General features: G+C 36.5%; 27 protein-coding genes. 17 read left to right on the forward strand and 10 right to left on the reverse strand.

The window, feature by feature from the left end:
* Positions 1 to 6 precede the first annotated feature (6 nt).
* Both AC6EJB_RS02410 and pstS read right to left on the reverse strand, forming a co-directional pair.
* On the reverse strand, positions 7 to 186 hold the full coding sequence (locus AC6EJB_RS02410) for a hypothetical protein (protein WP_498492130.1): 180 nt from the start codon (positions 184 to 186) through the stop codon (positions 7 to 9).
* A 120-nt stretch (positions 187 to 306) separates the two neighbouring features.
* A complete protein-coding gene (gene pstS / locus AC6EJB_RS02415) occupies positions 307 to 1,278 on the reverse strand; it encodes a phosphate ABC transporter substrate-binding protein PstS (RefSeq protein ID WP_498492953.1) in 972 nt (323 codons plus the stop codon).
* Positions 1,279 to 1,734: 456 nt separating this feature from the next.
* On the opposite strand from pstS, the gene AC6EJB_RS02420 reads away from it, so the two are divergent.
* From AC6EJB_RS02420 to AC6EJB_RS02460, 9 genes are all read left to right on the forward strand, one after another.
* Entirely contained in the window at positions 1,735 to 1,965 is a 231-nt protein-coding gene (locus AC6EJB_RS02420) for a TIGR02450 family Trp-rich protein (protein WP_011823827.1), read from the forward strand.
* Positions 1,966 to 2,686: 721 nt separating this feature from the next.
* The gene (locus tag AC6EJB_RS02425; protein ID WP_498492131.1) at positions 2,687 to 2,881 is read left to right on the forward strand and encodes a Signal peptidase I; all 195 of its coding nucleotides are present in this window, start codon (positions 2,687 to 2,689) and stop codon (positions 2,879 to 2,881) included.
* The gene (locus AC6EJB_RS02430) at positions 2,882 to 3,058 is read left to right on the forward strand and encodes a hypothetical protein (RefSeq protein WP_011294556.1); all 177 of its coding nucleotides are present in this window, start codon (positions 2,882 to 2,884) and stop codon (positions 3,056 to 3,058) included.
* A 33-nt stretch (positions 3,059 to 3,091) separates the two neighbouring features.
* Positions 3,092 to 3,226, forward strand: coding sequence for a hypothetical protein (locus tag AC6EJB_RS02435; protein ID WP_498492132.1), 135 nt, complete (start codon positions 3,092 to 3,094; stop codon positions 3,224 to 3,226).
* A 130-nt stretch (positions 3,227 to 3,356) separates the two neighbouring features.
* Positions 3,357 to 3,602 carry a hypothetical protein gene (locus AC6EJB_RS02440; protein ID WP_498492133.1) on the forward strand — a complete coding sequence of 82 codons (246 nt, stop codon included), beginning with the start codon at positions 3,357 to 3,359 and terminating at the stop codon, positions 3,600 to 3,602.
* Between the two features lie 70 nt (positions 3,603 to 3,672).
* Positions 3,673 to 4,083: a DUP family protein gene (locus AC6EJB_RS02445; RefSeq protein WP_498492134.1), complete on the forward strand. Its 411-nt coding sequence runs from the start codon at positions 3,673 to 3,675 to the stop codon at positions 4,081 to 4,083.
* Positions 4,084 to 4,170: 87 nt separating this feature from the next.
* Positions 4,171 to 4,512 carry a DUF1330 domain-containing protein gene (locus tag AC6EJB_RS02450; protein WP_498492135.1) on the forward strand — a complete coding sequence of 114 codons (342 nt, stop codon included), beginning with the start codon at positions 4,171 to 4,173 and terminating at the stop codon, positions 4,510 to 4,512.
* Between the two features lie 93 nt (positions 4,513 to 4,605).
* Positions 4,606 to 5,454 carry an LOG family protein gene (locus AC6EJB_RS02455; RefSeq protein ID WP_498492136.1) on the forward strand — a complete coding sequence of 283 codons (849 nt, stop codon included), beginning with the start codon at positions 4,606 to 4,608 and terminating at the stop codon, positions 5,452 to 5,454.
* Between the two features lie 15 nt (positions 5,455 to 5,469).
* A complete protein-coding gene (locus AC6EJB_RS02460) occupies positions 5,470 to 5,751 on the forward strand; it encodes a hypothetical protein (protein ID WP_498492137.1) in 282 nt (93 codons plus the stop codon).
* Here AC6EJB_RS02460 and AC6EJB_RS02465 read toward each other — a convergent pair.
* On the reverse strand, positions 5,728 to 6,138 hold the full coding sequence (locus AC6EJB_RS02465) for an MAPEG family protein (protein WP_498492138.1): 411 nt from the start codon (positions 6,136 to 6,138) through the stop codon (positions 5,728 to 5,730). The genes AC6EJB_RS02460 and AC6EJB_RS02465 overlap by 24 nt on opposite strands.
* Before the next feature lie 209 nt (positions 6,139 to 6,347).
* On the opposite strand from AC6EJB_RS02465, the gene AC6EJB_RS02470 reads away from it, so the two are divergent.
* On the forward strand, positions 6,348 to 6,512 hold the full coding sequence (locus tag AC6EJB_RS02470) for a hypothetical protein (protein WP_498492139.1): 165 nt from the start codon (positions 6,348 to 6,350) through the stop codon (positions 6,510 to 6,512).
* An 8-nt stretch (positions 6,513 to 6,520) separates the two neighbouring features.
* On the forward strand, positions 6,521 to 6,718 hold the full coding sequence (locus AC6EJB_RS02475; RefSeq protein WP_498492140.1) for a hypothetical protein: 198 nt from the start codon (positions 6,521 to 6,523) through the stop codon (positions 6,716 to 6,718).
* A gap of 12 nt (positions 6,719 to 6,730) precedes the next feature.
* Here AC6EJB_RS02475 and AC6EJB_RS02480 read toward each other — a convergent pair whose 3' ends face one another.
* On the reverse strand, positions 6,731 to 6,895 hold the full coding sequence (locus tag AC6EJB_RS02480) for a hypothetical protein (RefSeq protein WP_498492141.1): 165 nt from the start codon (positions 6,893 to 6,895) through the stop codon (positions 6,731 to 6,733).
* Positions 6,896 to 7,053: 158 nt separating this feature from the next.
* Positions 7,054 to 7,215, reverse strand: a complete 162-nt coding sequence (locus tag AC6EJB_RS02485) for a hypothetical protein (protein ID WP_498492142.1) — start codon at positions 7,213 to 7,215, stop codon at positions 7,054 to 7,056.
* 193 nt (positions 7,216 to 7,408) lie between these two features.
* Here AC6EJB_RS02485 and AC6EJB_RS02490 point away from each other — a divergent pair, with 193 nt between their 5' ends.
* A complete protein-coding gene (locus AC6EJB_RS02490) occupies positions 7,409 to 7,543 on the forward strand; it encodes a hypothetical protein (RefSeq protein WP_498492143.1) in 135 nt (44 codons plus the stop codon).
* 125 nt (positions 7,544 to 7,668) lie between these two features.
* Here the strand turns inward: AC6EJB_RS02490 and AC6EJB_RS02495 are convergent, their stop codons facing one another.
* Positions 7,669 to 7,935, reverse strand: a complete 267-nt coding sequence (locus tag AC6EJB_RS02495) for a hypothetical protein (protein ID WP_498492144.1) — start codon at positions 7,933 to 7,935, stop codon at positions 7,669 to 7,671.
* 357 nt (positions 7,936 to 8,292) lie between these two features.
* Positions 8,293 to 8,448, reverse strand: coding sequence for a hypothetical protein (locus AC6EJB_RS02500; protein ID WP_269605837.1), 156 nt, complete (start codon positions 8,446 to 8,448; stop codon positions 8,293 to 8,295).
* A gap of 79 nt (positions 8,449 to 8,527) precedes the next feature.
* On the opposite strand from AC6EJB_RS02500, the gene AC6EJB_RS02505 reads away from it, so the two are divergent.
* A complete protein-coding gene (locus AC6EJB_RS02505; RefSeq protein WP_158466695.1) occupies positions 8,528 to 8,743 on the forward strand; it encodes a hypothetical protein in 216 nt (71 codons plus the stop codon).
* Positions 8,744 to 8,813: 70 nt separating this feature from the next.
* Positions 8,814 to 9,110 carry a hypothetical protein gene (locus AC6EJB_RS02510; RefSeq protein WP_498492145.1) on the forward strand — a complete coding sequence of 99 codons (297 nt, stop codon included), beginning with the start codon at positions 8,814 to 8,816 and terminating at the stop codon, positions 9,108 to 9,110.
* Positions 9,111 to 9,222: 112 nt separating this feature from the next.
* On the opposite strand, the gene AC6EJB_RS02515 is transcribed toward AC6EJB_RS02510, so the two are convergent.
* Both AC6EJB_RS02515 and AC6EJB_RS02520 read right to left on the reverse strand, forming a co-directional pair.
* Positions 9,223 to 9,741 carry a hypothetical protein gene (locus tag AC6EJB_RS02515; protein WP_498492146.1) on the reverse strand — a complete coding sequence of 173 codons (519 nt, stop codon included), beginning with the start codon at positions 9,739 to 9,741 and terminating at the stop codon, positions 9,223 to 9,225.
* A 440-nt stretch (positions 9,742 to 10,181) separates the two neighbouring features.
* Positions 10,182 to 10,382 carry a hypothetical protein gene (locus AC6EJB_RS02520; RefSeq protein ID WP_498492147.1) on the reverse strand — a complete coding sequence of 67 codons (201 nt, stop codon included), beginning with the start codon at positions 10,380 to 10,382 and terminating at the stop codon, positions 10,182 to 10,184.
* Positions 10,383 to 11,082: 700 nt separating this feature from the next.
* Here AC6EJB_RS02520 and AC6EJB_RS02525 point away from each other — a divergent pair.
* Positions 11,083 to 11,943, forward strand: coding sequence for a PD-(D/E)XK nuclease family protein (locus AC6EJB_RS02525; protein ID WP_498492148.1), 861 nt, complete (start codon positions 11,083 to 11,085; stop codon positions 11,941 to 11,943).
* Positions 11,944 to 12,000: 57 nt separating this feature from the next.
* Complete coding sequence (locus AC6EJB_RS02530) at positions 12,001 to 12,639, forward strand: SOS response-associated peptidase (protein ID WP_498492149.1); 639 nt, start codon at positions 12,001 to 12,003, stop codon at positions 12,637 to 12,639.
* A 61-nt stretch (positions 12,640 to 12,700) separates the two neighbouring features.
* On the opposite strand, the gene AC6EJB_RS02535 is transcribed toward AC6EJB_RS02530, so the two are convergent.
* Positions 12,701 to 12,874 carry a hypothetical protein gene (locus AC6EJB_RS02535; protein WP_498492150.1) on the reverse strand — a complete coding sequence of 58 codons (174 nt, stop codon included), beginning with the start codon at positions 12,872 to 12,874 and terminating at the stop codon, positions 12,701 to 12,703.
* A 382-nt stretch (positions 12,875 to 13,256) separates the two neighbouring features.
* Here AC6EJB_RS02535 and AC6EJB_RS02540 point away from each other — a divergent pair, with 382 nt between their 5' ends.
* The gene (locus tag AC6EJB_RS02540; protein ID WP_498492151.1) at positions 13,257 to 13,760 is read left to right on the forward strand and encodes a hypothetical protein; all 504 of its coding nucleotides are present in this window, start codon (positions 13,257 to 13,259) and stop codon (positions 13,758 to 13,760) included.
* The last annotated feature ends 121 nt before the right edge of the window (positions 13,761 to 13,881 follow it).

A 13,881-nucleotide genomic window follows, 5' to 3' on the forward strand; every position in this document is an offset into this window, starting at 1 on the left:
GAAATACTACTGAACCTCTGATTCTCGGTCATATTCAAGTCCAACTTCATTCATCCAAGCTGCTTTCGTTTTACAGTTTTTACCATGCTCGGCTAGATGTAATCCCTCAATCGAAATAAATAAAACTAGTAGTGAAACTGGAACCCACCAAATGGGTGATCCAACTATTTCCTTCAAATTATTCATTGATTCTTTTTTTTCAGATTAAAGATCTTTTTTTTAGCTTAAGTTAGGAAGTGACTGGCTAACAAAAACAGACATTAAAAAGGAGGCTATTGCCTCCTTTTTAATTTATAAGGAATTAATTTACTTACCAATACGCTTCACAGCAGCGCGAGACTTGAAAAGAAGATTACCTTTTAGAGGAACAAAGCCAAGAGAAGGAGCCTTAGCCTGGGCTTTATTACTTAATAGGTAGTTAAGTGAATCTTTAATGGCATCAGTGTTTCTACCATTACCAGTTTCGTAAGCAAGAATCCATGTAAGGGTTGCGATTGGGTATGCACCTTTGGCCTTAGGGTTAGGATTTTTTCCGGCTAGATTTTTATCTAGTTGTATTCCATTAAGAGCAATCGCACCAGCCTCAGTAGTTGGCTGCAAGAACTCTCCTGATAAATTTTGGAGAGCGGCTGCTTTGATTTCACCTCTTATATATGACTGGTTTACATAACCAATTGCACCAGGAGTGTTTCGAATAACGCCAGCGACACCAGCATTACCTTTACCACCAACACCAGCAGGCCAGGCGACAGATTTACCTGTACCCAGAGTCCAGGTCTTTGAGAAAGCTTGCATAGAATTTGTAAAAGCCTTCGTAGTACCCGAGCCATCAGAACGATGCGCCCAAGTTAGTTTTCCTTCAGGACAACCAACCTCTTTCCAGTTTGTAATTTTACCCATAGCAACACGAACAGCTTGCTCTTGAGTAAGTTTAAGATCGCAATCGTAGTTATAACCAAAGGCAATAGTGCCACCAACCATAGGGATTTGAACTAATCCACGCGTAACTTTTGCAATATCTGTTGCTTTCATCGGATCATCAGACGCACCGAAATTAACGGTTTCATCAATGAAAGCTTTACGGCCAGAACCTGAACCAACAGCTTGATAGTTAACACGAGGTCCACGCTCTTTAGCTAAGTCAGAGAACCATCGAGTGTAGATTTTAGCGGGAAAGGAGGCGCCGGCTCCGCTGAGTCGAGCACCCGCAAAGGCACTTCCACTTGAGCCAAGAATAATCAAAGAGGAAAGAAGAAGACTCTTCTTAGCAAAGCTCATCAAAGGTCTGCCACGTAAAAGCAATGAAAGCATAGGACGCAAAGGCACTGACATTGATCAATACATATTGATATGAGGCAATTGACAAAAATCTAATTCAGAATATACATATACGATTATTATTCCAAAGCGGTATATTTAAGAGCAATAATAGAATTGATGGCTGGTTGAAAACCAATCATTAGATCAATCAAGTACTTAATAAGAAGTTGAGTAGAAAACAATTAAAATATTTTCTAATAATTTTAATCTTGGTAATATTTACACCTATATATGTTAGGCAATACGAAAACACATATACAGACCCAAAAGAGAGAAAAGAGTTATCTGCAACTGCAATCTTTTTAGATTAATTATGATAAATTTACAAAAATATAAAACATAAAAAAGGTTTAAGTGTATAAATTTAGACTAAAGTGAAATAAGTGAGAAGGCTTGAAGAAAAGAGGAAACAAAATGAGATGGCCACCGAATGCAGCTTGGACCTCAGCCGTAAAAAGAGAAGGTTATCGACATTTTGAAGTCAAAAGCTATGGAGGCAAAAAAGATGAACGATGGGTAGAACTATTTCCAGTTAACAACAACGAAATTCTTATAAGAGTTCCATGGTCGGAATTAAAAACGTACTCAAAGTGGACAAGTGGATGGCTTCAGTTGCCAAAAGATGAAGATTGCGATGGCAACTAATCTTTAGAGAAAATAAAAAATAGGTATTTTAAGTAATTATTCCTACACGGCTAATATTAATTTGTTCTTATATTTTTTGAACTTCTCAGGACAACCTTCTTTTTATACTGAGCTTTAGAAGGTTGTTTCTTTGAATAAAAAACGTCAGTGCTCCCCCCCAGAAGCCAATCAATTGGGGACCAATTCAATTGATTGCCTGACGTACATCAATACTAAATTCTCCCTCTCCTCAATACCTTTGTAGGACCGTACGTCTTTGGTAGGGAAACCGTAGAAAGAGTAAAACTCATTTAATTAGACATTTTAAAAGGGCCTCAGGGGGCCCTTTTCCTTTACCGATTCTTTTGTAGAAGCTTCTGGATTTTGGTGGCCTGGGGCCAAGTGTCTAGTAGAAAGGCTTTTATACTCCGTTAGGGCACCTAAACGATGCAGAGGAGCTTCGACTGAATTGACGCACCTATATCATTGATCCTTGTCGCATCAGACGAATAGCCTACTTATTCATTGAGAATGTTGGAGCAGGAACCAGAATTCAGTTCGCTTCTCTTAAATACTCAGGTGGAGTGTCGACCATCAATGGTGCCTCTGAGCTCAACAAACGTATCTTTGCTCTATTCGCACCTCAACGCAATCAGCCTTAATGCCCATTGCATTTCCACTTAACCTGATCAAAAATAGTAAGTTTGAGGTCTCGCTAAGATCTAACTAATAGATAGAAAAAATGAATCAGTCTCCAGAGAAAGAGAAAGGAATGAGCTTTATAAAAAAAGCTGGTAAATGGGCTCCATTAGTTGGAGGAGCATGGATTGTTCTGAATATTGTTCTTCCATTAGCGCTTCTTCGTATTCCTGCAGTCCAAAAATACCTAGTAGTGCTGGAAGACAAACTTCCTTTTGACATTCCAAGTATTGGTTAGATGGCAACAGAGATTATTTGTTTTTTCTTGCTTGGTATTGCAGCACTGCTTCTAAATGCTGGACTCGACGCTCAAGTTCTTCCACTCTTTTGGCTAATTCTTCCATTAGTAATCAAATTAAGTTTCGACAATATAACCAGAAAGAAAGCACTCCTCATCAACAAAAAAACAAAATAGAGGTTAAGGTCGTAGAAAATTAGCCGCAAAGCTTTGAACGAGTTACAAGCATTGACGCTATCAGGAGCATTAGCAGTATTCGCAATTACCTGGCTATTTTTTGGTTTTGGAGATGACGATGATGATGGAGGCGGGATGATGAGACCTGTCAGACAAAATGCCAATTAAAAATCAGTTGCTATTAAGAAAAAGAAAAGCGTAAATCTAAAAGAAGACAATTCAAAAGCTATTTTTACAAGTCCTAAAGCTAATCAACCTTCTGATCAAGCATTAGCCCAAGTAATGAGAGCATGGGTATATGAAAAATTTTCTAATCAAATTAGTTTTATTCGTATTCATTGCTTTCTCTGGATTGAATAGTGCTGAGGCTGTAATACAAGGCTGGGTTCCACCAGAGGATTATGGGGAAGGTGACTCATATGAAATGGGAATGGAATTCGAAGAAGAAGCTGTAGGAATGGAGTCACAAAGTGAAGAGTTGAGTATGGAGGATATTTTTGGGGATGAACAAGTTTTTCCTTTTCCACCTGGTCTAGGCAATTAATCAAAAGGCAAACATTCGCTTTAGTAAGGTAGATACAGATAACTATCTAACTATTAAGTTTGTTGAACTAATGGCAGCAATAAAAAAAGACTCAGAGCCTCTAGATAACTTATCCAGTCAAGAGATAGAGGATATTGTCAGATCAAACGAAATCTTGGATCAAGAAAATGAAAGACTACTCAAAGAAGCAGAAATAGAGGCACAAAGATTCTCAAACACAAAATCTACAAAAAGATTGCTTAGACGATTAAGAAGATCTCCACTTGAAGTGATAAATCGATCACTCTTTTTTGTATTCATTGGTAGTTTTATCTTCTCCTTTGTCTCTGTTTACTCAATCAACAAATTGTGGTTTATCTTTTATGTCATAAGTGCCTTCTCATGTGTCTTATACACTCCCAATAGACAAGCCCTAAAGGAACTAATTGCAGCATGGCCTAATATCGAAGATCTTTTAAAACAAAGAAGTCTATGGAAATAAATTATTGAGACTTATAGGCCATTGATTTGAAAATTATTTTTTGAGCTAAGTCTGATCTATCCTAAATTCATAATTGATTAAAAGGTAATGGATAAGAAAGGAGCCAAAGGGTACTGGATCTCAACTTCAAAGGTTATTAATCAAGAATTATTTAATGAATATGTCGAAAAAGTTGGGCCATGGCTCAAAGAAAATGGTGGGGAGGTATTTGCGAAAGATACAGACCCAATAGGAAAAGAAAAAACTGAAGATTCTAACCTAGCCGTCATTTGTGAATTCCCATCAATGCGAATAGCAGTAGAAGCTTATGAATCTAGTGAATATCAAGAGCTATCAAAGCTACGTACAGCCGCGACAGTTAATTCTACTTTCACAATCATGGAGGGAATGGACGAGGCGACAAAACTTAGAAGAGCAATGGGAATGTAGATAATGGCATCAGCCACTTCACTATTCATTTCACATGAATGGATGAATTGATCTAATTCCTTACCGCATTAAAACTTAAGGAGGCATATTTTGATGAGTACCCAAAAAAGAAGTGACGATCAAGAACTAGTTAGGAAAAACCTTGAATTAATTATTAGTTCGAACAATTACCAATTAGCCCATGAAGATAGAGAGTTACTCAATAGTGATGAAATGAGAGGAGTGCGAATGCTTCTAGAAATTAATAAACCAGAAAAAATCCTAGAAGAACAGAATATTTTATCAACAATCATCGTCTTTGGAGGAGCGAGCCTTACCGATAAAAGCTCGATAGATAACAGACTTGAACTAGCTAAGAACTCTCTCACCAAAGATCCAAGATTATCTAATTTACAGAGAGAAATAACACGTCTAAAGAATTTACAATCGATATCTCATTACTACGATTCGGCCAGAGAATTCGCAAAGATTGTCTCCAGACAAAACCAAAAAGAACACTGCAATTCACATGTAATTGTCACTGGTGGCGGCCCAGGGATTATGGAGGCTGCTAATCGAGGCGCTTTTGATGCCGACTGTAAATCCATAGGTTTAAATATAAGTCTCCCAAACGAACAACATCCCAATGCTTATATCACTCCTGGGCTTTGCTTCAAATTTAATTATTTCGCCTTAAGAAAATTTCATTTTGTGATGCGATCAGTTGCAGCTGTTTTTTTTCCTGGGGGATTTGGAACATTTGATGAACTCTTCGAATTACTAACTCTTCGTCAAACAGGAATGAAAACACAAATTCCAATTATTCTATTTGGTCGAGATTATTGGTCAAAAGTGATCAACTTTCAATTCCTTTGCGATCACGGACTTATCTCTGATGAACACATGAATCTCTTTCAATACGCCGATAGTGCTTCAGAAGCATGGGACATTATCAAACAATAGACGTAACATCTGATAATGGATTGGAAAACATCACTAGATTGGTATTGTTCAGGCAACATTCTCGATAAAGAGGATCTAGACCTTTTAGAAAAACATTATCAACAGGTAATCAATGAAATCGATACGAATATGTCCCTTGAACTAGCTCCAAAACATATTTGTAATCAAACCAATATTCCAGAGGGAAGTTCTTGGTTTACAGCAGTAGCAGTTGTACTTGATCGATTAAATCCTGTTAAGACTGGCAAGCCAAGAAGTTTAATCGTTGATCAATTAAGAAGAAAGCAAAGCAGTTAACCCCTCTTTATACAAAAGAGTTGAACATAAAAGGCCCGATGCCCAACAAAGTCCTCTAGCAGGAGGAATATCGCCAACATAAGCACCGATATAGATAAACCTCACAATAGGGTGAACCCACGCAGCTATTACGGCCACAGGAGACGCAACACCAGCAATCAGACATAGCAAACATGCAGGAGCGTGAAGGGTTATGCTCTCCCAACTATTTTGATGACACCAAACAGCTCTTTTACCAAAATCGGGGAGCTCGTCAAACAAAGCCCTTGGAGCACTCATATTCTCAGCCGAATATCCAGCTTTGACTCGGCCATAAGTTAGTGGCCCAATTGAAAGCAAAACAACAACGGCAGAAAGGCAAAGGCTCCAAGCAAAAGCTGTTTCCATAGAATAAATAATTTTATCTCGAGCCTAAGTGAGGCAGAGTCAAAATGAGGTTTAAGGTTGGGTTTCACCTCATAAGCCTAAAAATTCATTCAAATAAGATTTTCATAAAGAAGATAAAAACACAATAATTAGTTAATAAGCTTGTTATTCTCTAGGAGTCATAAAGAGTTCTGCTCGACCAAATCATCCATTATCAAAGTAATCCAACCATGAACTGGGATTCTGCAAAACAACATTGCAATGAGCGAAACTGGCAATGGTCATTGGAATTAATCAATCAGGCACAAAAGGAGATGGAAGAATTAGAGACGAAACTAAAAAAATGTGAGGATCAGCAGAAAGCTAATCGTTTATATAACGCCTGTAATTACTAATAGAAGAAATGAGCGCAACAATAGTTCCATTGGGTTCACTTGCACTTTTATTTGCTGTGATCACAATCCTTGTGTTACTTAGGAAGGCAATTATCGCAAGACAAGCTGATGAGTCAATAAAAAATAGAATGGAGGCAAAAAGAAATGAAAAGACCGAATCTCTTGAAGACCAAAAAAAACGTTTAGAACTTTTGCTTAAAAAATAAAAAAGTACGTATTTACAAATTATCGTCGCTTATTTTGCCAATCCTTTTAATCGGATTAGATCCATCTCTATGATTTGCTGGATCAAATGGGAAATTTGTATCTGGCCCTAATAGATCATCAATACTTTTTGTATCCATTGAGCCTTGATCATTTTCAATATCAACATCCGTTGTCATTAACACCGGCTGTGCTTTAACTGACTGGAAGCAAAAACAAACTACTAAAAATAGGGAAAGAAATAATCCATAACAAGTTTTTATAACACTTTTCATTGAGAAGTAAAAGAATAACTATTGCTCAAGGAAAGTATATTTCCTTATTTTTCTTTCAACTACTAGTCCTCAAAAATCAGACATGCAGGTGAGGAAGGATTTAAAGCACACTCTCTCTCCCAGTATGATGCGATCGCATTCATTCCTCTTTTGACCGCCTCGTGTTTTCTACCTATGTCACCCATATTTTCTCTGGGGACACTAAATGAAGTTTGAAGTTTCATAGTTTTCCTCTTCAATTAATCTCGGTATAAACCATCAAGAAGGCCTATTGCAAGGGAATTTATCCTCATTTTTCTTTTAAATTATTTTAGAGTCATAAATTAAAAAATTTTTAATCTGGGAAACTCAATTTTTGACATCTGATGAGCTGCTTAAAAAAGCAAAATCAACCCAAGCAATTAAGGGTTATAACAAGTGACTTCATCAATAATTTCAATAATGACATTAGGCATCGCTATTACAGGAATTTCAGTTTGGTGGGTCACAACCACCCTCAAAGAAGGTAACAAGACACTTGAAGAAAGCCAAAAAAAGAATCTAGACAATTAACACTTTCATAGATTTAGGTGCAAAGCAATGCATTGAGAAAAATCTTTTGAAAATCTAGAAAAAAAAAGCACCTCCACTTAAATAGTGGAGATGCTAAGAAACACATTCTTCAGACCAACTAACAGTTACTTCTTATTACGGGCAGTCTTAACCTTTGTTGGAGACAAAACCTTAAGTTCCTTTTTTATCTCATTTTGACGTTCATCAAGAACTTTAATACGAGCTTTATAGCTCTCTTCTAGTCTTTTTCTGGTGTCTTCGATGTCGTCGAGTTCCTCTTGACGTTGATTACGCTTAAGCTCTTCAAGCTGACTATCAGAAACCACATAAACAGTTCTGGTAGGTGCAATTAAAGAATCAGAGAAAAAAGTATCGAAGAGTGAAGTGTACATAACTTTTCTTTCGGAGTACACAACTACTCTGTCCTAAAGTAATTGAGTTAGGGATGAGGCATACCGTAGAAATTGATTCGGTAAATACAACTCACTTCGGTTGCTACTACTCAAAAGTTAGGTATACCGACCTCTAAACTTTTTCACAAAGCGTCTCTTGAAAGAGATAACAAAATAATGGCTACTTATTCACTCTTACTTGGAATCCTCGTGATAATCATTTCATGGAAATTCTTCAATGACTGGGCTTCTGGCCTGGCAGGATTTATTTATGGTGGCATCTTTTTTGGGAGTATCAAATTATTTGTTCAACTCATTAAAACTTTATTTGGATAAAAAATGATGTCTCCATTGAAATCAAATGAAACTACTGAAACCATGTTTTAAGCCCCAAAAGATAGTCACCAAAATTGCTGATAAAGGTAATGCGATGGCAAGTGTGATATTGATTGTTCTAAAAATCTTCCCAACTCCATTACTCGTATCTTTAGAAGGATCTACGATAAGTGGCATGGCGAATACGTATTTTTTTTATTTATAGGCGCAATTTCCATTCAATTGGTTAGATTGTCGTAATTATCGAGACAGTCTCATGTATTTATTAGGTCTTGGACTATTAGTTTTAAGCACTTGGTATCTGATGAAGCTATACACAAATTTCAATAACGATCCGATAGCAAAGAAAGAAATCGACAATGCATGGCAAGAAGCAAAGAAAGAAGCAAAAGGTAAAAATCCTTTTGCACCAGGAAGAATTAAAGAGGCTCTCAATGCATATAAAGCCGATATGAATAAAAAAGACAACTAAGAGATAGAAAATCCAAAGAGATCATAATATTTCTAAAAAGTAGTCAAATTAGTTTTTTGTAGATTTAGAAATGACGTCCTCATTAGTTTTAATGGATTATGTTGACAGAAAGACATTGAATAACGAACAACTAGAATATCTCGAGCAAGTTTTAAAAGCATCAATTCAGAAATTGAAATTCACTGGTATCAAACCTGTAATTGCTAATAATGAAATATGTGATGCAGCACTCATTTCCCAGGGTTCCTATGAAATAAGTTGTATTGCGTCCATACTTGATATGCTTCAGCCAACAGAAAAAACAATGGGGCGCAAAAAAAAAGTATTCAACGCTCTATGCAATGCAGGTTTAATAGTTACTGATTAAGGAAAGAGGCCTACCTGAGCAAACAGATCCAAACAAATTTAAACAAGATATCTACCAAAATACCAGTGAAAGGCATTGAACCTCTCATGCCGCCTGACGGTCTGGTTGAGCTTTATTTAGCAGCTTCAGGTGCTTTTCTGGCTTTGCGTGCACGTCTAGCAGGTCTACCAGCACTTGGCTTAACAACTGCAGAAACATCAGCTTTAGCTTTGGCTGTAGCCTTTTTAGCTACTGGCTTTTTAGCTACTGCTTTCTTTGCTGAAGCCTTTTTAGCTACTGACTTTTTAGCTACTGCTTTTTTAGCTGTGGTTTTTTTTGCTGCAGCAGCTTTTGGTGCAGAGCCTTTACGTGTGCGATGAGAAAGAATTAAAGCCCATTCATCAGCGCTAATATTTGCTGGCTTATTTCCATGGACCTCAGAAACTTTAGCTGCTTTTTCGATATCTTTAATTAGGTTTTTCCAAGAAGCTGCGTAACGTTTATCAGACTGAGATTTAGCACCGCTTTCAACAAGGGTTTCAACGACTTGAGAAGCAGTAACCTTCTTACGACGTCTGTTAAAGATCTCCTTTTGCAAGGTAGCAATCAAGGCATCACCTTTAGCACTAACTTTGATGGATAACTGAGACATAACTCAATAATTACTTTCTTAATACATCTATCACATATAGGGTATTAAATTCAATAGTCAATGCTTAATCGACTACTAAATTTTCATATAACTATCAATATCAATTAAAGTGACACCATCAAATAATTCGAACTTGACTATAAAGCCATATCAAATGGGCGAGAGAAAAGCCAAAAACTAATACAAAAACAATGCTAGTCAACAAAGCGAATAGACCTCATATACTGATCAAAGATGGCGTACGAACACTAATAAGCAAATTGATCTATTAAAGTTTCAGGCTACCTCTTGACACCAACCAGTCCCTCTCTCTCGTTGCAGTATCCAGAGATGAAAACGTGAAATCAAATGATCTCCATGAGGAAAAAGACGACGACGAATATGACATTAAAGAATTGATCTGCAATGTTTGCCTCTGGAATAATTGAAATGTTGTCATGTCATGCAAACGCAAGTTGAACATATTTTATTGAGAATCCTTTTCTCAAAGTAATGACACTGTTCTTCTTGATCGAAGATGTGATCGGTGCAAGTTTCTTTGGGGTGCGTTGTAGACATTGACCAATACCAATAGGGTGAGCTACGACAGATACCAATTCATCAGCCTTAAAGACAGCATATGGGGAAGCAGAGGGAGTCATTCATCTATAGCAGTACACATGTACTAGCAAGAATCGATAGGCATTGTCAAGTCATCTATATGAAAACAGCCAATATTTGTGACTTGTAATACCAAAAATTAAGCAGACAAGGTGCTCAAACGCGATGAATTTCATGGAGATAAAGCTTATTAAAAATAATTAACGGATAAATCCAACAAAATTAAAGAAAACAATAAAAAAGCCCTCATCACATGAGGGCAAACACTGCTGAAGGATCCCCATCACCCAGCTTTCAAAAATAATAATCAAATCAATCAGATTAGGCAACATTAAAACACCATATGCTTTATCCCACGCTTAAATAGACACCATCCGTAGGGGGGGGTTGATTTATATGGGAAATAGGGTTAGAAATAGTATCCCCATCATCCAGACCCGTAGGACACCATACCTAGGGTCTTTTTTATTGGAAAACCTACAACAGAGCAATTTCGTAATTATTAAGGACATAGAAGCTGTGGAAAACTTTTGTTGTTTGACTGAATTTGCGAACTACAAAAGTTGGTCCTTGGCTAATACTTCGGAAAAGAAGCTTATAAAGGTTTAAAAACGATTAATTGAAAAATCCTTCCCAATTAAGTAAAAAGGTTCTAAATCTGTTAATTGATAGTAAAAACAATTGCGCTAAAGAAATTAAATTTATCGAATAAAGCCAGTTGAAATCTTTATGTGACTAAAAATGATTGATCTCAAAAGAAATAGCAAAAAAGAACCAATTGAAGCTACAGGGCTTCGAAGTCGTAAATCTTCTCTTTATAAACCAAATCAAAAAGAAGCTTTCAAAATTAGTAGGGGTCGATTCTCAAATTTTCTAACCTGTCAAAGGTGCTTTTATCTCGACAGGATAAAAGGACTTGATCCTCCAGGGACACCAGGTTGGACTCTCAACGAAACGACTGACCTATTACTCAAAAAAGAATTTGACGATTGCAGACAGAAGCAGATACCACACAGAATATTTTCATCTAATGGACTATCTCATGTTGTTCCATTTGATCATCCTGAAATAGATAACTGGAGAAACTCACTTCATCGAGGACTGATGCATCGTTACAAGGATACCGGAATAATTTTGACTGGAGGTGTAGACGATATCTGGCAAGACACAATTACAAGACAATTAATAATTGTGGATTACAAATCACAAGCTAAAAACGGACGAGTTGATAAGAAAGATTATTTAGAAGATCCATTTCACCAGAACTATAAGATTCAAATGGATTTTTATGCTTACTTGCTCTCGGGGATGGGGTTTAGTGTTCATCCAATATCTTATTTTCTAGTTTGCAATGCAAAAAGGGATGAAGATGAATTTAATAAGACTATGCGTTTTGATGAATATCTTGTTCCCTACAAATGGCGCAATGATTGGATAGAGAGACGACTAGATGAAATGGTGGCACTAATGAATCAGTCAGAGATTCCAGAATCCAATCCTTCATGCAAGAACTGCGCCTACGCAGATCAATATTCGAAAATACTATTTTCAGGAAATTCAACTCAAAAAGAAATTAAACAAGGAACTTTGCCATTATTTTAAAAATGCTAATAGTTTTAAAAATGATTCTTATCAAAACGCGTCTGAAGGATTAATGGTATGTGCGGAAGATATCAGCTATTAACAAAATTCATAAATTTACCTGATCTTTTAAAAAAAGATGTGCCAAAGGGATTGAGTGAAAATTATGAACCACAAATATTAATCAAACCAGGTTCTCCAATTCTTGTTCTTAAGAATGAAGGCAAGACACAAACATCCATAATGCTTTGGGGATTTATATCTGCGTGGAATAAAGACCCTTTTGACAACATAAGGCCAAAGCCATTTAATGCGAGATCAGAAAGTGTTGAAGAGAAGAAGCTATTTCGTGCAAGCTGGAGGCATAAGAGATGTTTAATACCAGCTAGTGGATTTATAGAAAAAGGTCACATAATTGGAAGAAAAGATTCTCAAACTTTCTGGTTAGGTGGACTTTGGAATAGATGGATGTCTAAAGAAGGTTGTGAACTAGACAGCTGTTGTGTGCTAACGACCGAGCCAAATGATTTAGTCAAAAAATTTCATAACCGTATGCCCGTAATTATTCCAAATGGGCTAGAAGAAGAATGGATCTCTTCAGTCAAAAACGCTCAAGATCTTAAAGCTTTAAAACCGCTAATGACTAAATGGGACCCAGAAGAATGGATAGCCGAGCCAGTGAACAAATCTAATGGCGACCAATTATCCTTCCTATAAAATCAGGACAAAAAGAAAGGGCTTATATAAGCCCTGAGATACAGTTTATAAAGTCAGAACATTAGTGATCGTGATGCACTTCTGCCAAGCTAGGCATTTCATGGGCAGAAGACAATTTCTTCAATGATTGAGATCCACAAATAGCAGACAGAGCGATCACAACCAAGGATGCAGTGCTTAACAACTGAAGCACTATCGGGAGATGTGAATTAATTCTTTCTCTAAAGGTAGTCATTTGGGAAGTTAATTAACACTCCATTCAAACAAAAAGAATAAGCACCGTCCATAGCTTGAATATTATGAACTAAATAGCTAAAAGCAAAAAAATAAGCATAAATAAATTCAATCCTACTGTTAAGAGTGATGTACCTGGTTTGAATTCATTAGCCACAACTTTGAACTCACGCTCTTATTGATTTCTAATTATGACCTAAATATTTAAAAGTCACATAGTATAAATAATGAAAAAATAGATATTGAAAGAAAACACATGAATAAATAATTGTACAATTAAGCCAATAGTTAACTAAAAACTACTCATGGCTGAAAAATTTAGGAAGGCTAAAACCACTCGTAGTCTGATATCTGATTAAAATTATTTAAGCAAATTTATTGAAATGGACGGAAATAGAATGGATCTTCCTTCTCTAGGCAAACTTAAAGAGTTAGAAAAAAACGCAAGAATAGAAGGGAGTGGCATTGAATTTGAATCTCTATTAGGGCTTTGGAAATTTAATTCAGTTTGGAAGCAGGGATCAGATACGGAAGACTCGATTTCAAGCACTTTGCTACAAGTTCTTTCAGCCAGTCTAGAGTTGAGGAAGGATACACAAAGTCCAGAAGAAAAGAAATTTACTATCGCCAACGCAATTAAATTTGGATTATTAACTCTAAGATTTAGTGGCTACGCAAATTTAGAAAGGAAGCAACCATTATTACCCTTTTCCTTTGATTGCATTCAAATAAAACTAGCTTCATTGACTATTTTAAAGAGATCTCTACCGGCACCGGATCGAATGACGAGACCATTTTTTGCACTAATAGCTATCGATCCAAATGGTAAATGGTTGTCAGCCAGGGGAAAGGGTGGAGGACTTGCTCTTTGGATACAAGATAAATAAGCTAACAACTTTAAAAATCCCTAAGGTATTTGGTTTAGCTAATTCGTCTCAAGGTATTTAGTTAGGTATCCAATATCTCAAGACATATATTAATAATCAGCCAAACGTAATACAACCGTGG

This window comes from Prochlorococcus sp. G4PB17, assembly GCF_059772445.1.